We start from the raw sequence: 25,789 nt of genomic DNA on the forward strand, positions 1-25,789 counted from the left end.
CCAGCGTGAATCGGCCGGAGCGATGCTGTTCTCACAATGCGGCGAATTGAGGCATCCAGGAGATTGCGGCTTGGCCATCGTCTACGACACCTACCAGCGTGAAGCGCCGCAACGATTGCCGCTGCTCGGTTCAGCGGATCCTTCGCGGGTGCTTGCCCGACGCAACGGCAAGGCGGTGACCGCAGCCCAGTTCCTGGCACATGTGCAGGCGGTGGCTGCTGGCCTGCCCGCCGTCACGGCCGCGGTGAACCTGTGCGAGGATCGTTACGCATTCCTGGTGGCATTCTGCGCGATCGTGCTGCGCGGCCAGACCAACCTGTTGCCGTCATCGCGCGCGCCGCAGGCGGTGGATGAGGTGATGGCAGCGCATCCTGGCTGTTATGCGCTGGGCGAGCAGGCGCTCGATCCGGCGCCGCATGGCTACCGGCAGCTGCCATCGCTGGATGCCACGCTGCCGATCGGCACGGACGCGGGCTGGCCCCTGATCCCGGCCGATCAGGTGGTGGCGATCGGCTATACCTCCGGCTCCACTGGCACGCCGAGCGCCAACAAGAAAACCTGGGGCAGTTTCCACGCCAGCAACGCCGGCAATCTGGCGATGCTGCAGGCGGCCATCGGACCGCAGTTCGAGATCGTCGCCACGGTACCGCCGCAACACATGTACGGCATGGAGATGTCGGTGTTGCTGCCGTTGCTGGGCGAAATCGGCGTGCATGCCGGGCGGCCGTTCTTTCCGGCCGATGTGGCTGCCGCACTGGCCGAGGTGCCAGCGCCTCGGCTGTTGGTGACCACGCCGGTGCACCTGCGCGCGCTCGTCGAATCGGGCATCGAGTTGCCGCCGATCGCGGCGATGCTGTCGGCGACGGCGCCGCTTCCGGTCGAGCTGGCGCAGGCGGCCGAACAGCGTTTCGCTGCGCCGTTGCTGGAAGTATTCGGTTCCACCGAAACCTGCGTGTTCGCCAGCCGCCGCCCTGCCGTGGACGCGGACTGGTCGCTGTATGACGACGTGATCTTGCATCCGCAGCCGGACGGCACCGCGGTCGAGGCGCCGCAACTGGACGCATCGATCACTCTGGCAGATATCGTCAGCCTGTCCGATGGTGGCCGTCGTTTTCGTCTGCGCGGCCGGCACGCGGACATGCTGGAAATTGCGGGCAAGCGGGCCTCGCTCGCGGATCTGAGTCGGCGTCTGCTGGCGATACCCGGCGTGCATGACGGCGTGGTGTTCCAGCTCGATGACGGCGATGCGCTCGGTGTGCATCGCATTGCCGCCCTGGCGGTGGCCCCGGGGCTGGATGGACACACGATTCTCGACGCACTGCGCCGCGCCATCGATCCGCTGTTCCTGCCGCGTCCGCTGCGGCTGGTGACGGCATTGCCGCGCAACGAGACGGGCAAGCTGCCACGCGCGGCACTGCTGGCTCTGCTCGACCAGCATGACGAGTGAGTCGCCGCCGTGCCGTTTTCGGTGCGGCGGCGTTTGTTCAGTTGCCCTGCGGCAAGGCGCCCAGCTGCGTCAATAGCTGCTTCGTCAGCGGCATCCGCTTGGCTGCGTCGTCCGGAGCAGGCAGGTCGATATTCATCGCGAAGAACCAGCGGCGGCCGGCGTGCTCCACCCAGCCGACATACCAGCCCAGATCGTCGTTCGTCTTGTTCTGCGCGGCCTGCGTGCCCCAGCCGGTCTTCGCATGCAGCACATAGGCAGGCGCCGACTCGGTGATGCTGATGCGGCGCACGATCTCCTGCGCACGGGGCGAGAACGGCAGCTTGTCGTCGGCCAGCCGGCGCAGGAAATCGATCTGCTGCTCGGCCGAGATGCGCAGTGCGCCGTTCAGCCAGAACGTGTCGATGCCGCCGCTGATATCGCGGTTGCCGTAGCCGGCCTTGTCGATCCACTGCTGCATGCGCTGCTCGCCTGCACGGCGTGCGACTTCCTGGTAGAACCAGACGGTCGAATAGCGCATGCCACTGGCCAGACTGTTGTCGCGATTCCATTCGGCGACGGGTGAGTCTTTCAATCCACGCACCTTGCCATCCCAGCGGATCACCTCGAACTCGTCCTTGACCGCGCCGCTATCCAGCGCAACCAGTGCGTTGAACAGCTTGAAGGTGGATGCCGGAAGAAAGGCCTGGCGCGAGCGCGCGGCATCGGATACATGCCAGACATCAGCCTTCTCGTCATACACCAGCAGCGTGCCCTTCACCCCGGCCCGGGCAAAGCTCGACTGCCATTGCGGGTGGTCGCGCCAGGACGTGGAATGCCCCAGCGAGCTGAACGCGATGAGGGCGAAAAACAGCCAGGATGGCGAACGACGGATCATCGGAATCTCCTTGCGCGGCCGGGCTGCCACGGGTGTGGGATGAAGATAGATGCCCACTCCGATGGCGGAAGGGCGCGAATCTGGCCGCCTGCGGGCAGCGTAGCCGGTACAATGCCGCGCTGCGCCGGACGGCGCGCCTCACACGGAGCAGCCAAATGAAGGTTCTCGTCATCGGCGGCGGCGGTCGCGAACACGCGCTGGCGTGGAAGCTCAGGCAGTCGTCGCAGGTCGACGAAGTGATCGTGGCACCCGGCAATGCGGGTACGGCGCGCGAGCCGGGCGTGCGCAATGTCGACGTCGCGATGAATGACCTCGATGGCCTGCTCGCGCTGGCGAAGCGCGAGAAGATCGGCCTGACTGTGGTCGGCCCCGAAGTGCCGCTGGTGGCCGGCGTGGTCGACCGGTTTCGCGCCGCCGGCCTGCGCATCTTCGGGCCGCGCGCGGTCGCCGCGCAGCTGGAAGGCTCCAAGGCCTTCGCCAAGGATTTCCTGCAGCGGCACAACATTCCCACCGCGTACTACGCGGTGTTCAGCGAGCTGAATCCGGCGCTGGCGTATGTGCGTCAGCACGGCGCACCGATCGTGATCAAGGCCGATGGCCTCGCCGCCGGCAAGGGCGTGGTGGTCGCCTTGACCCTGGCAGACGCGGAGCTGGCGCTGCACGACATGCTCGGCGCCCACAGCTTCGGCGATGCTTCGGCGCGGGTGGTGATCGAGGAGTTCCTCGACGGCGAGGAAGCCAGCTACATCGTGATGAGCGATGGCAGTTACGCGTTGCCGATGGCCTCGAGCCAGGACCACAAGCGGCGTGACGAGGGCGATCTCGGCCCGAACACCGGCGGCATGGGTGCGTATTCGCCGGCGCCGGTGGTCACCCCGGAAGTCGAGCAGCGCATCCTCAGGGAAGTGATCGAGCCGACCCTGCGCGGGATGGCGGCCGAGGGTGCGCCGTTCATCGGGTTTCTCTACGCTGGCTTGATGATCGACAAGGGCGGCGCGCCGAAGGTGATCGAATTCAATGTGCGCTTCGGCGATCCGGAAACTCAGCCGATCATGCTGCGATTGAAATCCGATCTGGTCGAACTGATCGATGCCGCGCTGGACGGTCGGCTGGAACTTGCCAGGGCACGCTGGGATGCGCGTCCGGCGATCGGCGTGGTGATGGCGGCCGGCGGCTATCCGGGCAGGGTGCGCAGTGGCGACGTGATCGAAGGTCTCGACGCGCCGGCCGATGTCGACGTGAAGATTTTCCACGCCGGCACACGACTGGACACCGAGGGTCGTGCCGTTACCGCGGGTGGCCGCGTGTTGACCGTGTGTGCGCTGGGCAAGGACATCGCCGCGGCACGAGAGCATGCCTATGCCGCAGCAAGTCACATCCGCTACGACGGCGCTTTCTGCCGGCGTGACATTGCGCATCGGGCGTTGCGGCGGTGCTGAGCTGTTCGATCGTCAACGGACCTGCGCCATGTGAACGGTCGCATCGTCGAAGTTGCGTACGCGTGCGCATGTCGGGCCGCTGGTTCGCTTGACTTTTCCGCGCTGGTACTTTTGGGCTATGCTTGGAACTTCCCCCGCGTTAAAGCAGCGGCGCACAGGCGCCCGACAGCTTTCGTGCTTGTTTTCACGTTGATGAGGTTTTCCCATGCGCAAGACGGTTTTGTCGCTGATGTCGGTCGCGGCCCTGGGCCTGGCTGGTTGCAATGCTCCCCATCCGTCGCAGCAGGCGGGCACCGAGGCGCCGGCATCTGCGGATACGGCAGCTGTGGCCAACAAGGTCGCCAACGAAGTGAGCGGCACCATCTCCGTGCGCGGGGCGGTCCAGCCGTCGGCTGATGCCACGCTGGTGCTGAACCTGGTCGACGTGTCGGCCAATGCCGTGGGCTCCGCGCCGCTGGCAAGCAAGACGGCGCCGGCGGGCACGTTCCCGCAGTCGTTCAAGCTGACTTTCAATCCGGCCGAGGTGAAGCCGGATGACCTGTACGTCGTGCAGGCGATCCTGACCGACGGCGAGCGTCACTATTCGATGCCGATGCAGGCACCGGTGCTGGCCAAGGGCAGCAAGAATGATGGCGTGATGATCGAACTGGTGGCCGAGCAGACCCCGGGCGAGAAGGTGCTGGCCGATTTCGGCGCCGAGCAGAAGCTTCTTGGCGGCATGAAGATCAGCCATGGCACCAAGCTCGAAAAGGATGACTCGCGCGGCTGGCAGCTGTTCCGCGAGGCGGGTGAAGTGAAGTTCATTCGCGAGGAAGTCGATTACGGCGACAAGGGCTACACCAGCACCGACTATGCCTACAAGGGCGGCAAGCCTTGGGCCGTCGTGCAGGAGACCAAGTCCAGCCGTGATGCGAAGCCGAGTGCGATCGATCGTGCCGGCTGGACCGATGATGGCGCGCTGGTGCTGAAACAGCATCAGGTCGGTGGCGATGTACAGGCGCTCGATCCGGGCGCCGCGGAGAAGCTGAAGAAGCAGGCCGTTGAAATCCTCAGCGTGGCGACCGGCGGCAAGAACAAGTAAGCCGTCCAGACGTCCGCACACGAAAAAGCCGCCGGGGTGACCGGCGGCTTTTTTGTTGCCGGTTGCCTGGATCAGAACATCACTTTGAAGCCCATGTTGAGGCTGTTGTACTTCTGGCTGGTGTCGCTGAAGCGGCCGCTGTAACCGAACCAGCTGGTCATGCTCGGGGTGAGCTTCGCGGACACGCCCAGTTCGGCCGTGCCCCAGTTCTTGTCCGGGGTGAAGCCGGTCAGCGCGAACGTTCCATTCATGCTGTTGAGGCCGGCGCTGACCGTGCGCGGATCGGCCTTGTCGTCGTGGTTCCACGCCAGTTCGGCGTAGGGCGAAAGCACCGTGTTGCCGACGTCCCAGTGGCCCTGCAGACGCCAGCCAAGTGTGGCCACCAGTGCATCGCGCTGCTGCTTGCCGAACCACATCGCGGTGCTGTCGTTGCCGCTCTCGCTGTAACCGTTGATCTTGACGGTCTGCCATTCCAGATTAGCAAACGGGCCGGTGCGCAGGTTGTCGAAGTCGAACCACCAGCCACCGGTGAAGCCGGTGCCCAGGTGCGAACCGTCGGTCTTGCCGCTCTCGGTGCGCTGCATGGCGCCGAGGTCGATGCGGCGCTCGATGTCCTTGAAGTTGGACTGGCCGAAATTGGCGTAGCCGCCGATATAGCCACCGCCGGCGTGATACGTGACGTAGCCGAGCCCGCTGATGTCCTGCAGCTTGTAGCCGCCGCCGCCGGAGAAGCTGGCGTTGGCCTGACCCACGCCCAGCGCGACGCCCGCCGACAGATGATCGGTGGCCTGCACGGCCGCACCCAGCGTGAGGTTGAAGTTGTTGCTGTTGGTTTTCGGCGAGCCGTTGCTGGCATCGAATCGCTGACGGCCATAGTCGATGTTGACGAAGGTGCGGGTCTCGCCACTCGCTCCATCGACCAGCATCTGGCTGCGGATGGCGCGGGTCTGCGCGGCGTTGGCTGCCAACGGTGCCTCTCCGAGCAGGGAGATCTGCTCCGGGGCGCGGATCACCGAAACCACGTACTGACCGAGCATGGCATGTGCGCCGGTGGTGGGATGCGCGCCATCGGCAAACACGTAGCTCTGGTCGGTGCCGGCGGCGTACGTGTACGGCAGACCGGAGCCCTGCGGGCCGCAGCGCACCGAACTGGAAGTGATGCCGCAAGCTGCCGTGGTGGCATTGCTGAAACCATAAGCCTGCGGGCTGGCAATCACTTCGGAGAGCAAGCCATAGGCATTGATCGGGATGATGCCGGTGCCGAGCTGGCCCAGGCCGCTATTGAGCTGATTGTTGAAGATCAGGCTGAGCCCGGTCAGCGAGGCAGCCGCGGCCGGTCCCTGCGCAGCCGCTGACGGAGTCAACCCGATGTCGGGCAGGTTGAACACCAGGATGTTCTTGACGCCGGCGGCCTGCAGCTGACCGATCAGCTTGACCTCCTGCTGCGCGGCCGCTGCGATGCCACCCTGTGCCTGCGCCGAGGTTTCGAGCCCGCCGCCGGCCAGCGTGGCATGGTAGAAGATGTCGTTGGCGCCACCCCAGATCGAATACAGCGCATGCTGATCGGCGCTGCCTGCGCCCAGATAAGCATTCACCTGCGCGGTCAGTGTGGGCACGGCCCCTGGTGTACCCGGCGAATTGTTGTTCACGCCTGCGCCGCCCCACGCGTAATCGGTTCCCCCATTGAGCGAGGGGCTGAGCGTGTTGCCCAGGGTATGGGCAACATTCTCGATCGCCACGGTGCCTGGATTGGTGGTGAAACGCAGCGGCGGCTGGATGCTCGGGCCGGGGAGTACCTGCGAGAGATTCCCGCTGTCGCTGAGGCTGTCGCCGAATACAACGACCTTGCTGAAATCGGTGGCAATGGCGGCACTGCTGAACAGCAACGTGGCAGCAATGGCGCTGGCGAGCTGGCGGGTACGAAGCATGGGAATTACTCCTGGGCCGAAATGGCCGTGTTAACTGATCGTTAGGGTATTGCACTCCATACGGAACCGCATGCTGCGCCGCAGCGCCAGCGGTTCAGCGTTTGGCAGCCCGCGCCAGCGCATCGGCAAAAGCGCTGTTGGCCGGTGCCGACGCCGCCTTCGGAGTGTTGCCAGCGGGGCGTGCGCCGGGTCGGCCATCGCGCTTGCCGCCGTCGCCGCCACCACCGCCGGCAGGGCGTCCCGCACGCGCCTGCCCCGGCTCGTCGTCGAGTCGCATGCTGAGGCCGATGCGCTGGCGCGGCAGGTCGATCTCCATCACCTTGACCTTGACGATGTCGCCGGCCTTCACCGCGTCGCGCGGATCCTTGACGAAGGTGTGCGACAACGCCGAGACATGCACCAGCCCATCCTGGTGCACGCCGATGTCGACGAACGCGCCGAACGCAGCCACATTCGTGACGCGACCCTCGAGGATCATGCCGGGCTTGAGATCCTTCACGTCCTCGACACCCTCGGCGAAGCTGGGTGCCACAAATTCCGGGCGCGGATCGCGGCCGGGTTTCTCCAGCTCTTTCAGGATGTCGCGCACGGTGGGCACGCCGAACTTTTCATCGGTGAACTGCTCGGGCTTCAGGCCACGCAGGAAGCCGCTGTCGCCGATGATGTTGCGCACCTCGCGACCGCATTGCGCAATGATCCGTTCGACCACCGGATACGCTTCCGGATGCACCGAGCTGGCATCCAGCGGGTTGTCGCCGCTGGACACACGCAGGAAGCCGGCGCATTGCTCGAACGCCTTGTCGCCCAGTCGCGGCACTTTCAGCAGTGCCTTGCGGTTGGCGAACGGGCCGTTGGCGTCGCGGTGCTTCACCACGTTTTCGGCCACGCTGGTGCTGAGGCCGGCCACGCGTGCCAGCAATGCGGCAGAGGCCGTGTTCACGTCCACACCGACGGCGTTGACGCAATCCTCGACGCGGGCGTCGAGTGCGCGCGCCAGCTTGATCTGGTTGACGTCGTGCTGGTATTGGCCGACGCCGATCGCCTTCGGCTCGATCTTCACCAGTTCGGCCAATGGATCCTGCAGGCGCCGCGCAATCGAGACGGCGCCGCGCAGGGTTACGTCCAGATTCGGGAACTCCTTCGCGGCGGTTTCGGAGGCCGAATAGACCGAGGCGCCCGCTTCGCTCACCACGACTTTGGCGATCATATGCGCAGCATCCGCCTTGGCCAGACCCTTGATCAGTTCGCCGGCCAGCTTGTCGGTTTCGCGCGAGCCGGTGCCGTTGCCGATCGAGATCAGGTCGACATGGTGCTGCTTGCACAGCCGCGCCAGTGACGCCAGCGACTCGTTCCACTGCCGCTTGGGTTCCAACGGATAGATGACGTCCGTGGCCAACACTTTGCCGGTGGCGTCGACCACCGCGACCTTGCAGCCGGTGCGGATGCCGGGGTCCAGTCCCATCACGGTCTTGGCGCCGGCCGGTGCGGCCAGCATCAGGTCCTTGAGGTTGTCGCCGAACACGCGGATCGCCTCGTCCTCGGCGCCTTCGCGCACGCGGCCGAACAGGTCGAGCGTGAGGTGCAGATGCAGTTTCACACGCCATGTCAGCCGCACGGTCTCGCGCAACCACGCATCGGCGGCGCGGCCACGGTGGTGGATATCCGCGCGGGCGGCGACGCGGCCCTCACCTTCGGCATGACCCTGCTCGCTATCGGCAGCGGGGCAGAGCTCCAGCTCGATCACGCCTTCGTTGCGCGCGCGCATCAACGCGAGCAGACGGTGCGACGGAATCTTGCCGATCGGCTCGACGTGGTCGAAGTAGTCGCGGAACTTCGCGCCCTCGTTTTCCTTGCCCTCGACCACCTTGGCGCGGATCTGTCCCTGCGCCCACAGCCAGTCGCGCAACTCGCCAACCAGATGCGCGTCCTCGGCGATCGTTTCCATCAGGATCGCGCGCGCGCCATCGAGCGCGGCGCGCACGTCGGCAATGCCCTTGTCCGCATCGACGAACGCCTCGGCGAAGGTTTCCGGCGACCGCGTGGGGTCCTCGCGCAGACCCAGCGCCAGCGGCTCCAGTCCGGCCTCACGGGCGATCTGCGCCTTGGTCCGACGCTTCGGTTTGAACGGCAGGTACAGATCCTCCAGCCGCGCCTTGGTGTCGGCGCCGAGCAAGTCGGCCTTCAATGCATCGCTGAGCTTGCCCTGTTCCTCGACGCTGGCGAGGATCGCTGCGCGCCGCTCCTCCAGCTCGCGCAGATAACGCAGGCGCTCCTCCAGCAGGCGCAACTGGGTATCGTCGAGACCGCCGGTGACTTCCTTGCGGTAGCGCGCGATGAACGGCACGGTGGCGCCGCCATCGAGCAGGTCCACGGCGGCCCGCACCTGGTCGGTCTTGGCGGCGATATCGTTGGCAATGCGTTGTTCGATGCTGAGCATGAGTGGCAATCGGTTCCTGGCGACGCGCTGCGCCGCATGAAGGGGGTCAAGCTGCTGATGATAACAAGCGGTTCGATGGCGCCGGCAGCGCAGTTGCGCAAACAAGAACGGCGCCGCGGTTGCACCGCGGCGCCGTTGAAGAACAATGCGAGGTCAGGCGCTGAACGAGTGGTTGTCAGACGATGCCTGGTTCGGTTTGAACTCACTGGCACGGCCGTTCAGCACCAGGGTGCCGGCGATGATGTCGTGCAGTCCCTGCTTGCGCTGGGTCCAGGCAACCATCAGGAAACCGACGCCAAGGATGATGAAGCTGAGCAGCTTGGCGGCATAACGCCCCAGCGCCCGCGGAAAGCTGATCCGCTTGCCCTGCATGTCGGTAACCCGGATACCCAGCGCCAGTTTGCCGAGCGTGCCCTGCCAGGCCGAGCTCTCGCACACCGCAAAGTACAGCCAGCCGATCACGAAGCTGAGCAGGATGGCCGGCCACATTGCGGCATAGAACCGTTCCTGCGCCGCGATCACCAGTTGCATGTTGCCGGCGGCGTCGATGGCCGCCTGCTGCAGCGCGGCCTGCGCCACATCCACGCCGAACACCTTCTGGATGATCAGCTGCGGGATATACAGGATGATCGCATCCAGGATATAGGCGGCCACGCGCTTCCAGAAACCCGCATGATCTTCCAGCACGACCGCAGTGACCTGCGGCAGCAGCGGCGCAGTGGGTGCGGCATACGGGTTGGCCGGCGCCGGCGCATGCACCACCTCATCGGGAAACAGCACGGACAGCGGCCGCCAGTCGGCGAGCCCCTCGTACCATGCCAGGTCTTTCGGGCTGACCTGGCCGCTGCGCAGCCACTGGCGGACGTCGTCTTCCTTGTACGGGCCATGCCGTTCGCCATCGCGGCCGATCCAGATTTCCATTGCGCACTTCCCTAGCCGGTGAAAGTGCGCATGATGCCATGAGTGGACTTTGGCGCGGGCAGGTCCCGGCGTGCCCGCGCCGGTATCAGGCGGCGTCGCGGCGCTTCAGATGCACCAGCAGCAGCGAGATCGCCGCCGGGGTGACGCCGCTGACGCGCGCCGCCTGACCGACCGTGGCCGGCAGCGTTCGTTTGAGCTTCAGCAGCACCTCGGTGGACAACCCGCGTACCTTGTCGTAATCGAAGCTGGCGGGAATCGCAGTGTGCTCGTGCCGGCGCTGACGCTCGATCTCCTCGCGCTGGCGTTGCAGATAGCCGGCGTATTTGACCTGCACTTCGACTTGAGCCGCGACATCGTCGCGCGCCACTGCCGGTCCGAATCCGGGCACCGCGGCAAGCTGGGCGTAATCGAGTTCGGGGCGACGCAGCAGGTCCATCGCATTGGTCTCGCGGCTGACGGCGATGCCGAGCTGGCGCTCGACCGCGGCTCCGAGCGCATTGGCTGGCGTCGCCCACAAGCCGGCCAGCCGCTGCAGCTCGCGTTCGACCGCCTCGCGCTTGGCGCGCAACGCGTCGTAGCGCGCCTGTGGCACCACGCCGAGCGCGTGGCCGGTTTCGCTGAGGCGCAGGTCGGCATTGTCCTCGCGCAGGTGCAGCCGGTATTCGGCGCGCGAGGTGAACATGCGATACGGCTCGATCGTGCCGTTGCTGGTGAGGTCGTCGATCAGCACGCCGATGTAGGCCTCGTCGCGACGCGGGAACCACGGCGGCTTGCCCTGCGCCGCGAGCGCGGCGTTGAGGCCGGCGATGAGGCCCTGTGCGGCGGCTTCCTCGTAGCCGGTGGTGCCGTTGATCTGGCCAGCGAAATACAGGCCGGGGATGGCCTTGGTCTCCAGCCACGGATTGAGTCCGCGCGGATCGAAGTAGTCGTACTCGATCGCGTAGCCCGGGCGGGTGATGTGGGCATGCTCGAAACCCTTGATCGAATGTACCAGCGCCAGCTGTACGTCGTACGGCAGCGAGGTGGAGATGCCGTTCGGGTAGATCTCGAAGGTGTCGAGCCCTTCCGGCTCGATGAAGATCTGGTGCGAGCTCTTCTCGGCGAAGCGCACCACCTTGTCCTCGATCGACGGGCAGTAGCGCGGCCCGACACCCTCGATCTGGCCGGTGTACAGCGGCGAGCGGTCCAGTGCGCCGCGGATCAGCTCATGCGTGTGTTCAGACGTATGCGTGATCCAGCAGCTCACCTGGCGCGGATGTTCGTCACGCGTGCCGAGATAGGAAAACACCGGCGCCGGCGAGTCTCCGGGCTGCTCCTGCAGGCCGCTGAAATCAATGCTGCGCAGGTCGATGCGTGGTGGCGTGCCGGTCTTCAGGCGGTCAGCCGCGACGGGCAGTTCACGCAGCTTTGCGGCAAGCGTGCTGGCCGGCGGATCACCGGCACGGCCACCGGCATATTGCGCCTGGCCAATGTGGATCTTGCCGGCCAGGAAGGTGCCGGCGGTGAGCACCACGGTGCTCGCTGCGAACGACAGACCCATCTGGGTTACGACGCCGCGGACGCGACCGTTCTCGACGATCAAGTCATCCACCGCCTGCTGGAACAACTGCAGGTTCGGCTCGTTCTCGACGATGTGGCGGATCGCCGCCTTGTACAGCGCGCGGTCGGCCTGGCAGCGGGTGGCACGCACGGCCGGACCCTTCGACGCGTTCAACGTGCGCCACTGGATACCGGCGCGGTCGGCCGCGTGCGCCATCGCGCCCCCCAGCGCGTCGATTTCCTTCACCAGATGACCCTTGCCGATGCCGCCGATGGCCGGGTTGCAGCTCATTTGCCCGATCGTCTCGATGTTGTGGCTGAGCAGCAACGTCCGCGCACCGGCGCGCGCGGCAGCCAGCGCGGCTTCGGTGCCGGCGTGGCCACCACCGATCACGATGACGTCGTAGTGGGTCGGGTGGCGCATGGAACTGCCCTGAGCGTGCAAAAAGTGACGAAACAGGGCGCTATGGTAGCGCCATCAATACCTTGCGAGCCGATTCGGCAAACTGGCATGTTTCCTGCTTGAATTATCGGGCACTTTCAGGGGCAGACGCTGCGCGGTCATCGCGCGCCGAGATCGGACGGACAGGGGTTCGATCGTGTACCAGGAAAGGAAGCAAGACGGCACCCCTCGGGGTGCCGTCGCCTTTTGTGCGCTACGCAATTCTTCGGAAGCCAGCAAACACAAGGCCCCGCGGCGTTCCGGCCGCGGGGCCTTGTGTTGTATAGATCTGGCGCTCGGCGGTCTCAGGAACAGGGGGAATCCAGGATGACCGTGTTGCCGAGCGCCAGAAACCGGTAGCTCCTGACGCAGACAGCGTTTCCGCTGCCGTAGACGTGGATCGATATTCACCGCAATTGCGTGAACACGGGGTGACTGAAAGGTGATTTTGTGTCGAGCCGCGGCAGCAGATGACGTGCTGCGTCAGTCGCGTGCTGTCGGCCCCAAAATCACTGTGATGTGGATCACACATTGGCATGGCGGTTGCATCTACCTCATCACCAACCACGATGGGGTACGTCATGGACATGAGCTTCGATTTCCAACCGGTTTATCCGCACCACGATCTGCTGATCGAACTTGGTCAGGTCGAGATGGCCATCGACGGCCTGAGCGAGCGTGAAGACAACGAGCGTGGCGCGCTGCAGCCGGGTCTCGAGTCGCGCATGCAGAGCCTGCTCGAAGCGCTCGATCATCTGGCCGTCTGAATGAAACATCCTGTCTGCATGCGCGGGGTACCCCGCGCATGCAAGGACGATGCTTGACATCGCGCGCGCCCTGTCAGCGGCTGCATCGCTGATCAGTGATTGAGTACGCCGCCGATGATTTCGGCCAGGTTGCGGGAAAGCCCGTGATGCCCGGCCAGTTCCGCAATAGCCGCACGCGCGGCACCACGACGTTGCGACTCCAGCCGCTGCCAGCCGTTGAACGCCGTCGCCAGTCGCGCCGCGACTTGTGGATTCAACGCATCAAGGGCGATCAACCGCTCGGCCAGTAGCCGGTAGCCGGCGCCATCGATCCGATGGAACCCACTCGGGTTGCCGCGCACGAACGCACCCAGCAGCGCCTGCACCCGATTCGGATTCTTCAGCGTGAACCCGGGGTCGCGCTCCAGCATCAGGACGCGCTCCGGCGCATCCTCGTCCGGTATCTGCGCCTGCACGGCAAACCACTTGTCCAGCGCCAGTGCGTTATCCGCGTAACGCGTGCGGTAATCGAGCAGTGCCGATGCGGCCTGCGGGGCCTGGCCGCGCAGCAGCACGGTCAGTGCAGCGAGCCGGTCGGTCATGCCGGGTGCGTCGTGGTACTGGGCGGCAGCCAGTTCGCCTGCACGGGCGCGGTCGAGCAGATTCAGCAGCTCCAGCACGCGGCGCTTGAGCCGTCGGCGCGCCTGGCTGGTGGCATCCATGTCGATGGTGGTGTGCGCGGCCAGCGCCAGATAGCGCTGGTGCAGCGCCTCGGCGCCGAGGCGCTCGGCCAGCCGCAATTGCAGGCGCTGGCGCAAATGGTGGATGTGCTGCGGATCGATCGCCGTTTCGCGCTCGGCCAGCTCGACCTCGCCCGGTGGGGTCAGCAGATCGGCCAGCAGCGCGTCGTCGATGCCATGACTATCGAACAGCAGCGCCAGCGCAGCACACCAGGCCTGCAGGGCGTCAGCGGACGCACCGTCACGCAGATCTTCGTAGGCGCGAGCGGCCAGTTGCTGGCCGGCTTCCCAGCGATTGAAGCCGTCGACATCGTGACCCAGCAGCAGCGCCAGTTCGCCCGGCGTGTAATCGCACTCCAGAATCACCGGCGCGGAGAATCCTCGCAACAGGGACGGCACCGGCGACGATGCGACGTTGCCGAATACGAATCGCTGCTCCACCTGGGCCAGCACCACCACGAGTTCGGTGATGCCTTCGGACGTCTGGCCATCCAGATGCAGCGGCAGCATGCCGCCATCGCGATCAAACAACGCCAGCTTGACCGGTATCGGCAGTGCCGGCCGGGGCTCGGCTCCGGCTGTGCCCGGCGCGTGCTGCGCGAGCGTCAGCGTGTATTCCTGCCGGACCGCATCGTAGCGGCCATGCGCCTTCAGCCGCGGCGTGCCGGCCTGACCGTACCAGGCCAGGTACGGCATCAGGTCAGTGCCATTGGCATCGCCCAGCGCCCCCAGAAAATCCTCCAGCGTGGCGGCGTGCCCGTCGTTGCGCTCGAAGTAGAGATCCATGCCGCGGCGAAAGCCGGCCCGGCCCAGGGCGCCGGCCAGCATGCGCACCAGCTCGGAACCCTTCTCGTACACCGTAGCGGTATAGAAGTTGTTGATCTCGCTGTACTGCGCCGGGCGTACCGGATGCGCCAGCGGGCCGGCGTCTTCCGGGAACTGCGCGCGGCGCAGCAGCGAAACATCCTCGATGCGTTTCAGCGGCGCAGAGTTCATATCGGCCGAGAAGCTCTGCTCGCGGAACACCGTGAGCCCTTCCTTCAGTGACAGCTGGAACCAGTCGCGGCAGGTCACCCGGTTGCCGCTCCAGTTGTGGAAGTACTCGTGCGCGACCACTGCCTCGACATGACGATATTCGTCGTCCGTGGTCGAGTCCGGGTCGGCCAGCAGACACTTCGCGTTGAAGATGTTGAGGCCCTTGTTCTCCATTGCGCCCATGTTGAAATCATGCGTGGCAACAACGTGGAACACGTCTAGGTCGTAGTTGCGGCCATACGCCTGCTCGTCCCAGCGCATCGAGCGTTCCAGTGCGTCCATCGCGTAGCCGCAGCGCCCGATGGCGTCCGCTTCGGCCCAGATCTTCAGTTGCACGGCGCGGCCGTCGGCGGTGACGTAGTCGCGCTCGATCTTTTCCAGCCGACCGGCGACCAGCGCGAACAGATAGCTGGGTTTCGGGTGTGGATCGACGAAGCGCGCCCAGTGCCGGCCGCCCTCCAGTTCACCGCTGCCATCGGGATTGCCGCCGGCCAGCAGCACCGGAAAGCGCGCGCGATCGGCTCGCAGGGTCACGCTGTAGCGCGACTGCACGTCGGGCCGGTCGGGAAAGAACGTGATGTGGCGAAAACCTTCGGCTTCGCACTGGGTCAGCAGAAAACCCGTCTCGTGCGATCCGGAGAGGTACAAGCCTTCCAGCGCGGTATTCGCCGCCGGGCGCAACCGCACGCGGGTTTCCAGCACGCTGCCATCGCGGGCGCCATCGACCTCCAGCACATTGCCGGTGTAGCGGTACGCGGTGGCCGGCAGTGGCACGCCATCGAGCGCGATCGACAGCAACTGCAGGTTTTCGCCGTCCAGCCGCAGCGGCAGGTTCTGTGAAGCGTCGCGCCGCAGCAGCAAGCGCGCGGATAGTTCGGTGGCCTCGATGCCGAGGTCGAAATCGAGCTCGACCGTCTCGACCCGCCAGGCGGGTGCGCGGTAATCACGCAGACGGATCAGCGCAGGGGTTTGCTCTGGGAGGACGTGCATGGGGACGGCATTGGGGTGGGAACTGATGAGGTTAACATGGGCCGATTCAACGGCAGGAGAATCCCATGGCGACATCGAGCGCTCCGCGCTACGGCGCCGAACGGGCCCGGTTGGGCGATCAGGCCATCGTGGTGCTGACCGACCACACCGGCCAACGGCGCGTCCGCATTGCACAGCACGGCGCGGCCCTGCTCGGTTTCGAGGTGCCACTGGGCGCGGCCACGCAGGATCTTGCCGACGGCTATCGCGATGCGGCCGAGGTGACCAGTCGCGCGGGCTCACGCTTCGCGATCATGGCGCCATTTGCCGGGCGCATCGCCGACGCGCGCTATGACTTCGATGGTCACGTGCAGGATCTGCAACCGGGCGTCACTGGTGCCGAACGCGCCAGCCGGCATGGCTTCGTGCGTGACGTGGATTTCGACGTCATCGCATTGGTGGCCGACGAGGGGCGTGCGCAGGTGACGCTGGGCACCACGGAAATCCGTCCGCAGGCGGGCTATCCGCATGCGATCGATCTCGAGGCGACGTTCACCCTCGATGCCGCCGGCCTCACCCTTGAAGCATGCATGCGCAATGTCGGCGACCGCGCCGCGCCGTGCTTCTTCGGCTGGCATCCGTACTTCCGACTGGCCGACGGTCTGGTCGATGGCTGGCAACTGCAGATTCCCGCGCAGACGCTGATCCGTACCGGCGCCGACCTGATCGCGCTACCCGGCGCGGCTGCATATGTGGCGCTGGACGATGCGCCGGCACTCGATTTTCGCGAATCGCGACGGCTCGGCGACAGCATCCTCGATCAGGGCTACACCGACCTGGAGGCGGATGCGGACGGCCGCATCCGCACCCGCCTGCGCGATCCGTCCAGCGGTCTTGGCATCGCGGTGTGGCAGGAGCGTGGCGTGATGCACGCGTTCACCGCCGACACGGTGAGTCGCAACGCACGCCGGGCGATCGCGCTGGAACCGATGGAGTGCATGGCGAACGCCTTCAACCGCCCCGATTGCGCCCAGGCGGTCCGGCTGGAGCCGGGTGCCGAACGCCGTTTCCGTTGTGGTGTGGAGGTCGAGTTGTCATGAGTACACAACCTGTGAGTACGCAACCTATGAATGCCGTGATGGATGTCCTGCCGGATTTCGAACAGATCCGCGATGCTGCCGCACGCATCGCGCCGCATGCACGGGTGACGCCGGTGCTGCGCAGTGCGGCACTGGATACGCTCAGCGGCGCCGAGCTGTATTTCAAATGCGAACACCTGCAACGCGGCGGCGCGTTCAAGTTTCGCGGTGCCTGCAATGCAGTGTGGGCATTGACTGACGAACAGGCCGCACACGGCGTGGTCACACATTCCTCCGGCAACCACGGCAACGCGCTGGCACTCGCTGCAGCGACACGCGGTATCGCTGCGCACGTGGTGGTGCCCGAAGGCGCAGTGCGCGCCAAGGTCGAGGCGATCGAACGTGCCGGCGCGATCCTGCACCGCTGCGCACCGACCCAGGCCGCCCGCGAGGCAATGGCCGCCGAGGTGCAGCGCGCTACCGGTGCGGTGATGGTGCATCCGTACGCCGATACCCGGGTGATGGCCGGGCAGGGCACGCTGGCACTGGAACTGTTGCAGCAGGTGAGTGGCCTGACAGCGTTGATCACCCCGGTCGGTGGCGGCGGCCTGGCCAGCGGCGTGGCGATTGCCGCGCATGCGATCGATCCGGCGCTGTCGCTGTTCGGCGCCGAGCCGCAGGGCGCCGACGATGCCGCGCGGTCACTGGCGCAGGCTGTGCGAGTCACCACGGTGGTGCCCGACACGGTATGCGACGGCCTGCGCGCCTTGGTCGGCGAACGCAATCTCGACGCGCTGCGCACGCATCGGGTCGAAGTGATCACGGTCACCGACGCAGAAACCATTGCCGCGATGCAGCTGCTCTGGTCGGAACTGAAGCAGGTAGTCGAAGTGTCCAGCGCCACCGTGCTGGCGACGATCCTCAAGCAACCTGAACGCTTCGCCGGCCGCCGCATCGGCGTGGTACTGACCGGCGGCAACGTGGATCTTCGGGCACTGCCGTGGTGAACAAATTCAGCCGCGGCGGCGCGCGCCGACGCCGCTGACCGCGGCCAGGCCCAGCAGCACGAACACGATGCCGAGCAGCTCCATCATCGATGGCTGCTCATGCAGGATCAGCCACGCCAGCAGCACGCTGACGATCGGCACGCCGAGGCTGGACACGCTGGCCACCGTGGTCGACAGCCGCTGCAGCACGATCGACCACAGCCACCACGCCAGGCTCGACGCCAGCACCGCGCTGTAGGCCAGTGCACCGATGAACGGCCAGTCCCACTCGATCGAACGCTGCGGCACCGCCAGCGTGACGAGGCCAAGCGCGATCCCACCGGCCAGCATCTGCCACGCGGTGAGGTTGAGCACCGACGGCGCATGCCGGCGAAACATGCGCTTGCTGAGCACGGTGCCGGCCGCCCACGCGACACCGCCGGCCAGCGCCAGCGTGGTGCTCAGCATGCTGCCCATGGCATGCCATGGTTCGATGATGCACAGCAGTCCGATCGCGGCCAGCGCCAGCCCGAGCCAGTGCTGCACAGTGGGCCGGTCGCCCAGCAGCAGCCACGCCAGCAGCACCGCCCAGAACGGCATGGTGTACGCCAGCAATGCGACATGGCCGGCCCCACCATCGAGCAGTGCCCACTGCTCCAGTCCCTGGAACGCGGCGGTCTGGCACAGGCCGATCAGGATCGTCGGCAGCAGCGGCGGTGGCCGCAGCGACTGTCGCGACAGCAGCAGCGCCGCAAACAGCACGGCCGCACCGATCAGGTAACGCAGCGCGGCGAAATCGAACGGCCCGGCATGCGCCAGCACCTGCTTCATCACGATCCAGCTGTAGGCCCAGATCAGGATGGTGGCGAGCAGCGCAAACAGCGCGCCGCGCGATGGCTGGGAAGAAGGCGACATGGCGGGCCGGACGAGAGTGAGGCGACAAGTCTAGCGGTGTCCGCTACGGTGTGCGGCACCGCATGACCGGACCCTGCGATGACCAAGACCACCAACCTGCAACGCTGCCACTGGGCCACCGGCAGCGATGCCCTGATGTGCGACTACCACGACACCGAATGGGGCACGCCGCTGCACGACGACCGCGCGCTGTTCGAATTCCTCTGCCTCGAAGGCGCGCAGGCGGGCCTGTCGTGGCGCACCGTGCTGGCCAAGCGCGAGAACTATCGCAAGGCCTTCCACCGCTTCGAGATCGCCCGCGTCGCCGCGATGAAGGATCGCGAACTGGAAAAGCTGCTGCTCGATCCCGGCATCATCCGCAACCGGCTGAAGGTGACGGCCACGCGCGACAACGCGATTGCCGCGCTCGATGTGATCAAGGAGTTTGGCAGTCTGGACGTCTATCTGTGGTCATTTGTCGACGGTAACCCGCTGGTCAATCGCTGGCGCGACAAGAGCGAGGTGCCGGCCAGCACCGAGCTGTCCGACCGCATGAGCAAGACGCTGAAGAAGCGTGGCTTTCGCTTCGTCGGCACCACGATCTGCTATTCGCTGCTGCAGGCGACCGGGATGATCAATGATCATCTGGTGGGATGTTTCCGGCACAAGGTCTGCGTGGGCAAATAGGGTGCCGTCAACGTCGCGCGAAGAGTCGGCCCAGCTGCTGAGCGTGATTGTTGCTACTCCATGCACCGTTCCCGGAGATTCCCCATGTCCATCATCAACCGCCAGCTCTGCCTGAAAACCCGCCCCGAAGGCCTGGTGCAGCGCGAGAATTTCGATCTGGTGGAAGAGGTCGTGTCCGAGCTTAAGGACGGCGAAGTACTGCTGCGCGTGCTGCACATGTCGATGGACCGACCAATCGCGTGTGGATGCGCGACATCCCGCAATACCTGCCACCGCTGGCGATCGGTGAGGTGATGCGTGCGCTCGGCCTGGGCCGCTTGGTGCAGTCGCGCTCAACGCGGTCCACTACGGCCTCACCGACATCGCCCCGCTGCAGGCCGGCGAAACCCTGGTGGTCGGCGGCGCCGAAAGTGCCGTTACCTGATCGACGAACTGGGTTTCGATGCTGCCGTCGATTACAAGGCTGCGGACTTCAAGCACCAGCTCAGGGCGGCCACGCCCGATGGCATGCACGTGAACTTCGAGAACGTGGGCGGCGAGGTGGATGGGGTCAGAGAGGCGTTCGTCTCCACCCTAACCGGCCGGTGGCAGCGGTCTGCTTCCTGGAAGCATGGTCAACGACAGGTGCGCGTCGGTTATCGGTCCAACTTGAACATCGCCGGCGGCAATCAATGCCAAGACCGCTTCCTGTATGGCGGCCAAGCTCGTGTAGCGTGGCTGGTAACCGAGGCGACGGCGCGCCTTCTCCATGGACATGCACGAGCTTCGCGCGATGTGTTCCCAGGCTTGATCCGCCTGCTCGGGGGTCTGCCCGGTCTTCCATTCGTCGAAAGGCTGGAAGCGGATCTTCGGCTCCACTCCGAACCAGCGGAACATGGCCTCGGCGTAACCACGCAGGTTCAATGCTTTCTCCGCGACGACATTGAACGCCTCCCCGACGGACGCAGACTGGTTGGCAATCGCCCGCATGACAAATTGCGCGATGTCATCCGCGTGCACGTGGTGGAGGGTTTCCAGCCCGTAGTTCGGCAGCGAGATTTCCTCGCCGCGTGCCATGCGCGAGAACACCTCGATGTCGACGTTGCCGCAGGGACCAATCGGGGTCCAGCCCGGCCCGACGATGTGACCTGGCCGGAACACCGTGGCCGGGAAACCGGTGCGGCGAGACTCGTGCAGCAACCACGCCTCGATGGCCGCCTTGTTGATGCCGTATTCGCCAAACGGATTGGGTGGGTCGTCTTCATCCGCCGGGATGGCCGCGTTATGGCCGTACACCCAGATGGTTCCGCAATGCAGGAAATGTTCGACCTTCCCGCGCAGGGCATGCACCAGGCTCTGCGTGCTGGGCAGGTCGAACGAGATCAGGTCGACGACGATGTCGGGGCGGAGCTCGACCACGCAGGAGGCGAATCTTCCCGATCGTTCTTCGGCCATCCGGTCCAGCGTGACCTGTTCCACGGATCGCCAGGCCGGGTGAGGGCGGTATTTTCTGGATTGGTCGCGGCTGATATTGACCACGTCGTGTCCGTGTTCCACCAGTGCAGGGATCAGATAGGCGCCAATGTGTCCGCTGCCTCCGATGACGATGATTCGAGACATGGATTCTCCAGTTAGCCAGGCAAGTTAGCGCCATCACGGTGAGCCGCTGCCGTCCGCCACCGGCCTGCTGCGCCCGCTGAATCATCGCGCAATCGCACCGGCAAATGGCAGTCGCCGCCGACCTCGGGCATGTCATCCGGCCGTCGTCGCGCCGTGCCGGAACAGCAAGCGCCGGGCCGACGCGTGCATCTTGCCGGAGGCGTGGCGACACGGCGATGCATCGCCATGGGCGAGGGCAAGCGCGGCCTCCGCCTCCACCGCCACTTCCGACCTCGAGCGTCATGGGCCGCTGGCGGCATGCAGGAGGGCGGGGCGGCTGTTCCGATCCTCGCGCTGTCCACAGGCCTCGAACACCGAAATGCTGCGCCGCAACCATGTCGGCTCCGATATGGCTGCGTGGAATAGGCAGATAACGCTCTTTATCAGCAACTTGCATGGATATGGCCGACGACTTTCTGTATGCGGCTCTGCAAGTTGACACCGGTGACAATGACTCGCAATCTGATGCCGTTCCGGTGCGGGGAGGCACAGTGGACTTGGCAATCACCCATCCTGATCCACCAGCGCGCGTCGCGGCGTTGCCATTTCTGGCGGCCGACGTGGGCGGCACGTTTGCCCGCGTCGCGTTGATGCAGGCGCCCCATGACGAGGGACGCGAGCCCGAAGTGCTTGCCTATCGCAAGCTCGCCTGCGCGCAGTTCGACGGGCTGGCGGCGCTGTTGCAATCGTTCGTGGACAGCGACGCGGAGACCGGCGTGCGGCACTGCGTGCTTGCCTGCGCCGGCCACGTAAAGGACGACGAGGTGTTGAACGACAACTCGCCCTGGCCAATCCATCTGTCGCAGCTGCGCCAGTCGATGGCGTTGGACCACGTTGCCGTCCTCAATGACTTCGAGGCATTGGGATACGCACTCGGCAACGGGCCGGCCAGTGGCTCCCGGCTGCTGTGCGGACCGGCTGCGCGAACCCAGGGTTCGGTGCTGGTGATCGGCCCCGGAACAGGCCTGGGCGCGGCCGTGCGCTTGCCCGCCTCGGCAGGCGGCCACGTGCTGGCGACCGAAGCCGGCCAGATGGATTTCGCACCCGGTTCGGTCCGCGAACGCGAGCTTCTCGCCTACCTGGCGCCACACGGCGGCTACGTGGCGTATGAACGCATCGTCTCAGGTCCCGGCCTGCTGACTTCGTATGCGGCCCTGTGCGCCTTGCGAGGGGAAACGCCGAGGCTTGCAACGCCCGAGGAAGTCACCGCCGCGGCCGCGGCATGCAGTGACGCGCAGGCCGTGGAAGCCGTGCAGATCTTTTGCGCGTCGCTCGGAAGTTTCGCCGGGAGCCTGGCGATGACCTTCATGACCACCGGCGGTGTGTATCTGGCCGGTGGCTTCCTGCATTCCATGTTCGCGTTGCTCGAACACAGCGCGTTCGAAGAGCGGTTCCTGCACGGACGCAGCGTGCGCGCATTCCTTTCGCAGGTTCCGGTGTGGGTCACCGAACACGGGCGCCACGGCGTGCTCGGCGCGGCCCAGTGGTATCTCAGGCATGGCGTGCCCCAGGGGGCGCGGCAGGCATCAACCAAGAGGTAAGGCACATGTCCACCCTACATCGCAGGCACCCCTTGTCATTGGCCGTATCGATGTCCTTGTTGGCGGCGGTGGCGACATCGGCGGCGGCATCCCCGCGCACGGGCACGCCGGTGGATGCCGCCGGTCCGCAGACCGCCGCGCCGCAAGACGCGTCGGCAACGTCCTCGCCCGATGCAAGCAAAGTCGAGCCCAAGAAAAAGAGCGGCACGGCAGACAAGGACGCGAAGAATGCGGTTGCGTTGTCTGCCGTCAACGTCGTCGGCGTGCGCGCCTCGCAGATGCGCGCGATCGAACTGAAGCGCCAGGCGCCGAACATCCAGGACAGCATCACCGCCGAGAGCATCGGCCAGTTGCCCGACGTGACCATCACCGATGCGTTGCAACGCGTCACCGGCGTGCAGATCAACCGCGACGCAGGCGTGGGCACCACGGTCGACGTGCGCGGCCTGCCCGAGGTCGGCACCATGCTGAACGGCGAAGCGTTCATCACCGCGGACCAGATCGACTCGCAACAGCCCGACTTCACCATGCTGCCAGCCACGCTGTTCCACGGCGTGGACGTGATCAAGTCGCCCACCGCCAGCACTACCGACGGCGGCATCAGTGGTGCGCTCGACCTGCATACGTATCGCCCGTGGGACCTGCCCAGCGGATTCACCTACAGCTACTCCGCCAATGGAGAGCGCGGGCGGACCAGCAGCAAATGGGGGCCCGAAGCAAACGGCCTCATCTCGTTCAACGACGACGGTCACTGGGGGCTGCTGGTTTCCGCCGACTACTCCGACACCACGCGATCCAACTCGAACGAGGGCCTCGACCAGTACGGCGTGGTGCTGAACGGTGAGAACGCGGCCAGCGCGGGCGGCTACAACGGCTTCCTGACGCCGTGGAACGGTGCGCCGATTCCTTCGCAGATCGTGCAGAACCCCGACGGCAGCGTCGACGTCAATGGCGACGGCAAATCCAACGGCGTGTTCATGGGCAGCCAGAACATCGGCCTGTACGACATCACCACCCAGCGCAAACGCAAGTCGGGCAGCGCCTCGTTCCAGATGGACCTGGGCAGCGGATTCACCTTCACCAGCGACTACTTCTACGCGCAACAGAAGCAGTTCGACCGCAACGTCGGCATCCAGATCAACTCCACCAACTGGCAGGGCGCGACTTACGTGCCGCTGCAGTCGCGCGATACCGGCCGTCCCGTGGCCGGCTCCTACGGCACGCCCGAGCCGGGCTGGGACGGCAGCCACCTGTACACCACCCAGGTCTACCAAAAGTGGCCGGGCGACGTGGAATCGTTCTCGCAGATCACCCGCAAGGATTCCACCGCGAAGAACTTCAACGCCCAGCTGGATTTCGACGACGGCGGGCCCTTCACGGCAAGCATTCGCGGCATTCACGACACCGCGCGCCAGTCGAACGCGGAGACCGACATCAACATCTCCAATTCCGATGGCGGCCTGTGGTCCAACGTGCTGATGGACGGCGTACCCGACTCCACCGTGCCGCCCGGCACCTACGTCTTTCCCGACCAGCTCGGCGGCAACCGCGTCTTCAACGCCAACGGCATGCCCCAGAACACGGTTCCGGTCACCGCCGACCTGCGTGGCCGCTACCTGACGGTCGGCTTGCCCTCGTCGCTGGCCAACCAGTTCGCCGACCCCAACGGCTGGACGATGAAGACGCTGGAGTCGTCCGGTGACTACGATCGCAAGGTCGCCCTCAACGTGCTTCGGCTCGATGGGCACTACGACTTCGGCAATGGCATCAAGCTGGATTTCGGCGCGCGCAACAGCATCCGCCATGCCGACAACATCGGCTACACGCTGGTCACGCCGGTGTACGCCGGCATGGGCGCCAGCGACCCGAACGGTTGCCTGGTTCGCTACGTCGGTGCCGATGTGGTGCTCAACAGCGGTTCGTGTACGGCAGGCAACGATCAGGGCTATTTTCGTGCCGGCCCGATCTCGGCCTTGCAGATTCCGAACACGCCGGGGCCGCTGGCCGACAACTGGAAGAAGTACAGCAACCTGCTCGGCTCGGGGATCACCTTCTGGGCGATCGATCCGCATGCCATGGACAACCCCGAAGCCTACTGGAAATCGCTCTATCCCCAGACCCAGCGGCAGGGCGAGCCAGGCACCACCTGGGCGGTGGGCATCAAGGAGACGTCGGCCTACGTGCAGGCCAACTTCGACGGCAACCTCGGCAGCATGCCGTACAGCGCCAACGTCGGCTTGCGCGTGATCCGCACCAACCTTGGCGTCACCCAGCGCCTCAGCGGCGATCCGGGCGCCTACGGCACCGAGCCTGCCGATATCGGCGCCCAGGTCACCCAGCGCAGCTACAAGGACTATCTGCCGGCGGCCAACTTCGCGCTGGATCTCACCGACAGCCTGAAGTTTCGCCTCGGCTTCTCCAAGAACATGATGCCGCTTGACCTCAGCACCTGGGGCGGCGGGCTGCAGCTGAACTATTCGCTGGTGGAGACCCCGCAGGGCCCGTTGTTCCGCGTGGCGGCCGGCAGTTCCAGCGGCAACCCCAGCCTCGACCCGTGGCGCTCCAAGAACTACAACGCCTCGCTCGAGTACTACATCAACCCCACCAGCATGCTCAGCCTCGCGCTGTTCCGCATCAACGTGCAGAGCTTCATCAAGAGCGGCAGCGTCATCGACTGCACGCTGCCGGACGAGGATGGCGTCGTACGCAATCATTGCGTCACCATCAGCGAGCCGATCCAGGGCACCGGCAACAGCATCCACGGCATGGAGTTCGACTACCGCCAGGGCTTCACCTTCCTGCCCGGCATCCTGTCCAAGACCGGCATGGAGATCAACGCCACCTACGCGCCGAGCGACTCCGGAGCCACCGATCTGGCCGGGCACAACATCCCGTTCCAGGACAATTCGACCAAGTCCGGCAACTTCATCCTGTGGTACCAGGACGACCGCTTCCAGGCCCGCGTCGCCTACAACTACCGCTCGCGGCGCGCCGTGTCGGAGGACGTGGGCGGGATCAGCGGCATGGAAATGTACGAGGCGCCGCAGAAGTACCTGGACGCGTCGGTCTCGTACAAGATCGCCAAGTGGGCCGAAGTGTTCGTGGACGGCACCAACCTCACCAACGAGTACCAGAGGTATTACCTGGTGTGGCCCGACCAGCCGGCGCATTCGAACTTCTCCGAACGCATGTTCATGGTCGGCATCCGCGGTCAGTGGTGACGGAAAGGGGCTTGGAAGCCTGTCGCGTGCGACACGCGCGACAGGCTTCCAGATGATCGCCTTCGCTTCCGCAGTTGCTTCGAGTCCGCCACGGGTCGAGGCTGATGCGTGCCGCGTACGCCAAGCGGCCTGCAGGCAGACTAGC

The 25,789-nt window shown here is 65.6% G+C and carries 17 protein-coding genes and 1 pseudogene; 10 read left to right on the top strand and 8 right to left on the bottom strand.

Annotation, left to right across the window (positions count from 1 at the left end):
• The first annotated feature begins 70 nt into the window (after positions 1–70).
• On the top strand, positions 71–1,447 hold the full coding sequence (locus EAH75_RS15595) for an AMP-binding protein (protein WP_140648648.1): 1,377 nt from the start codon (positions 71–73) through the stop codon (positions 1,445–1,447).
• 37 nt (positions 1,448–1,484) lie between these two features.
• Here EAH75_RS15595 and blaOXA read toward each other — a convergent pair whose 3' ends face one another.
• Positions 1,485–2,321 (bottom strand): class D beta-lactamase, encoded by an 837-nt coding sequence (gene blaOXA, locus EAH75_RS15600; protein WP_140648649.1) that lies wholly within the window; start codon positions 2,319–2,321, stop codon positions 1,485–1,487.
• A gap of 155 nt (positions 2,322–2,476) precedes the next feature.
• Between blaOXA and purD the strand changes: the two genes are divergently transcribed.
• Complete coding sequence (purD, locus tag EAH75_RS15605) at positions 2,477–3,760, top strand: phosphoribosylamine--glycine ligase (protein WP_140648650.1); 1,284 nt, start codon at positions 2,477–2,479, stop codon at positions 3,758–3,760.
• 205 nt (positions 3,761–3,965) lie between these two features.
• A complete protein-coding gene (locus tag EAH75_RS15610; protein ID WP_140648651.1) occupies positions 3,966–4,841 on the top strand; it encodes a YbaY family lipoprotein in 876 nt (291 codons plus the stop codon).
• A gap of 71 nt (positions 4,842–4,912) precedes the next feature.
• Here the strand turns inward: EAH75_RS15610 and EAH75_RS15615 are convergent, their stop codons facing one another.
• The 4 genes from EAH75_RS15615 to mnmG form a co-directional block, all read right to left on the bottom strand.
• Positions 4,913–6,769, bottom strand: a complete 1,857-nt coding sequence (locus EAH75_RS15615) for an autotransporter outer membrane beta-barrel domain-containing protein (protein WP_140648652.1) — start codon at positions 6,767–6,769, stop codon at positions 4,913–4,915.
• A gap of 94 nt (positions 6,770–6,863) precedes the next feature.
• Positions 6,864–9,206, bottom strand: a complete 2,343-nt coding sequence (locus tag EAH75_RS15620; protein ID WP_140648653.1) for a Tex family protein — start codon at positions 9,204–9,206, stop codon at positions 6,864–6,866.
• Between the two features lie 153 nt (positions 9,207–9,359).
• Positions 9,360–10,127 carry an RDD family protein gene (locus EAH75_RS15625; RefSeq protein WP_140806104.1) on the bottom strand — a complete coding sequence of 256 codons (768 nt, stop codon included), beginning with the start codon at positions 10,125–10,127 and terminating at the stop codon, positions 9,360–9,362.
• Positions 10,128–10,212: 85 nt separating this feature from the next.
• A complete protein-coding gene (gene mnmG / locus EAH75_RS15630) occupies positions 10,213–12,090 on the bottom strand; it encodes a tRNA uridine-5-carboxymethylaminomethyl(34) synthesis enzyme MnmG (protein WP_140806106.1) in 1,878 nt (625 codons plus the stop codon).
• A gap of 605 nt (positions 12,091–12,695) precedes the next feature.
• On the opposite strand from mnmG, the gene EAH75_RS15635 reads away from it, so the two are divergent.
• Entirely contained in the window at positions 12,696–12,875 is a 180-nt protein-coding gene (locus tag EAH75_RS15635) for a hypothetical protein (protein ID WP_241668965.1), read from the top strand.
• A gap of 92 nt (positions 12,876–12,967) precedes the next feature.
• On the opposite strand, the gene pepN is transcribed toward EAH75_RS15635, so the two are convergent.
• On the bottom strand, positions 12,968–15,619 hold the full coding sequence (pepN, locus tag EAH75_RS15640; protein ID WP_140648657.1) for an aminopeptidase N: 2,652 nt from the start codon (positions 15,617–15,619) through the stop codon (positions 12,968–12,970).
• A 65-nt stretch (positions 15,620–15,684) separates the two neighbouring features.
• On the opposite strand from pepN, the gene EAH75_RS15645 reads away from it, so the two are divergent.
• Both EAH75_RS15645 and EAH75_RS15650 read left to right on the top strand, forming a co-directional pair.
• Positions 15,685–16,698 (top strand): aldose 1-epimerase, encoded by a 1,014-nt coding sequence (locus tag EAH75_RS15645; RefSeq protein ID WP_140648658.1) that lies wholly within the window; start codon positions 15,685–15,687, stop codon positions 16,696–16,698.
• Between the two features lie 38 nt (positions 16,699–16,736).
• On the top strand, positions 16,737–17,684 hold the full coding sequence (locus tag EAH75_RS15650) for a pyridoxal-phosphate dependent enzyme (RefSeq protein ID WP_140649620.1): 948 nt from the start codon (positions 16,737–16,739) through the stop codon (positions 17,682–17,684).
• 6 nt (positions 17,685–17,690) lie between these two features.
• On the opposite strand, the gene EAH75_RS15655 is transcribed toward EAH75_RS15650, so the two are convergent.
• Positions 17,691–18,578 (bottom strand): DMT family transporter, encoded by an 888-nt coding sequence (locus tag EAH75_RS15655; RefSeq protein ID WP_140806108.1) that lies wholly within the window; start codon positions 18,576–18,578, stop codon positions 17,691–17,693.
• A gap of 78 nt (positions 18,579–18,656) precedes the next feature.
• Between EAH75_RS15655 and EAH75_RS15660 the strand changes: the two genes are divergently transcribed.
• On the top strand, positions 18,657–19,244 hold the full coding sequence (locus EAH75_RS15660; RefSeq protein ID WP_140648660.1) for a DNA-3-methyladenine glycosylase I: 588 nt from the start codon (positions 18,657–18,659) through the stop codon (positions 19,242–19,244).
• Between the two features lie 84 nt (positions 19,245–19,328).
• Positions 19,329–19,787 (top strand): annotated as a pseudogene (locus EAH75_RS15665) (NADP-dependent oxidoreductase); the annotation flags it as partial.
• A gap of 30 nt (positions 19,788–19,817) precedes the next feature.
• Here the strand turns inward: EAH75_RS15665 and EAH75_RS15670 are convergent.
• Positions 19,818–20,843 (bottom strand): NAD-dependent epimerase/dehydratase family protein, encoded by a 1,026-nt coding sequence (locus tag EAH75_RS15670; protein WP_140648661.1) that lies wholly within the window; start codon positions 20,841–20,843, stop codon positions 19,818–19,820.
• A gap of 434 nt (positions 20,844–21,277) precedes the next feature.
• Between EAH75_RS15670 and EAH75_RS15675 the strand changes: the two genes are divergently transcribed.
• The gene (locus EAH75_RS15675) at positions 21,278–22,423 is read left to right on the top strand and encodes a glucokinase (RefSeq protein WP_240046128.1); all 1,146 of its coding nucleotides are present in this window, start codon (positions 21,278–21,280) and stop codon (positions 22,421–22,423) included.
• A 5-nt stretch (positions 22,424–22,428) separates the two neighbouring features.
• Entirely contained in the window at positions 22,429–25,644 is a 3,216-nt protein-coding gene (locus tag EAH75_RS15680; RefSeq protein ID WP_140806110.1) for a TonB-dependent receptor, read from the top strand.
• Positions 25,645–25,789: the final 145 nt, after the last annotated feature.

The sequence above is a fragment of the Rhodanobacter glycinis genome (assembly GCF_006438785.1).
GTDB lineage: Bacteria > Pseudomonadota > Gammaproteobacteria > Xanthomonadales > Rhodanobacteraceae > Rhodanobacter > Rhodanobacter glycinis_A.

Excerpts from the sequence above, each read along its gene's own strand:
- blaOXA (WP_140648649.1), bottom strand. The coding sequence starts at position 2,321 with ATGATCCGTCGTTCGCCATCCTGGCTGTTTTTCGCCCTCATCGCGTTC.
- purD (WP_140648650.1), top strand. The coding sequence starts at position 2,477 with ATGAAGGTTCTCGTCATCGGCGGCGGCGGTCGCGAACACGCGCTGGCG.
- EAH75_RS15610 (WP_140648651.1), top strand. The coding sequence starts at position 3,966 with ATGCGCAAGACGGTTTTGTCGCTGATGTCGGTCGCGGCCCTGGGCCTG.
- EAH75_RS15615 (WP_140648652.1), bottom strand. The coding sequence starts at position 6,769 with ATGCTTCGTACCCGCCAGCTCGCCAGCGCCATTGCTGCCACGTTGCTG.
- EAH75_RS15620 (WP_140648653.1), bottom strand. The coding sequence starts at position 9,206 with ATGCTCAGCATCGAACAACGCATTGCCAACGATATCGCCGCCAAGACC.
- EAH75_RS15625 (WP_140806104.1), bottom strand. The coding sequence starts at position 10,127 with ATGGAAATCTGGATCGGCCGCGATGGCGAACGGCATGGCCCGTACAAG.
- mnmG (WP_140806106.1), bottom strand. The coding sequence starts at position 12,090 with ATGCGCCACCCGACCCACTACGACGTCATCGTGATCGGTGGTGGCCAC.
- EAH75_RS15635 (WP_241668965.1), top strand. The coding sequence starts at position 12,696 with ATGAGCTTCGATTTCCAACCGGTTTATCCGCACCACGATCTGCTGATC.
- pepN (WP_140648657.1), bottom strand. The coding sequence starts at position 15,619 with ATGCACGTCCTCCCAGAGCAAACCCCTGCGCTGATCCGTCTGCGTGAT.
- EAH75_RS15645 (WP_140648658.1), top strand. The coding sequence starts at position 15,685 with ATGGCGACATCGAGCGCTCCGCGCTACGGCGCCGAACGGGCCCGGTTG.
- EAH75_RS15650 (WP_140649620.1), top strand. The coding sequence starts at position 16,737 with ATGGATGTCCTGCCGGATTTCGAACAGATCCGCGATGCTGCCGCACGC.
- EAH75_RS15655 (WP_140806108.1), bottom strand. The coding sequence starts at position 18,578 with ATGTCGCCTTCTTCCCAGCCATCGCGCGGCGCGCTGTTTGCGCTGCTC.
- EAH75_RS15660 (WP_140648660.1), top strand. The coding sequence starts at position 18,657 with ATGACCAAGACCACCAACCTGCAACGCTGCCACTGGGCCACCGGCAGC.
- EAH75_RS15670 (WP_140648661.1), bottom strand. The coding sequence starts at position 20,843 with ATGTCTCGAATCATCGTCATCGGAGGCAGCGGACACATTGGCGCCTAT.
- EAH75_RS15675 (WP_240046128.1), top strand. The coding sequence starts at position 21,278 with ATGGATATGGCCGACGACTTTCTGTATGCGGCTCTGCAAGTTGACACC.
- EAH75_RS15680 (WP_140806110.1), top strand. The coding sequence starts at position 22,429 with ATGTCCACCCTACATCGCAGGCACCCCTTGTCATTGGCCGTATCGATG.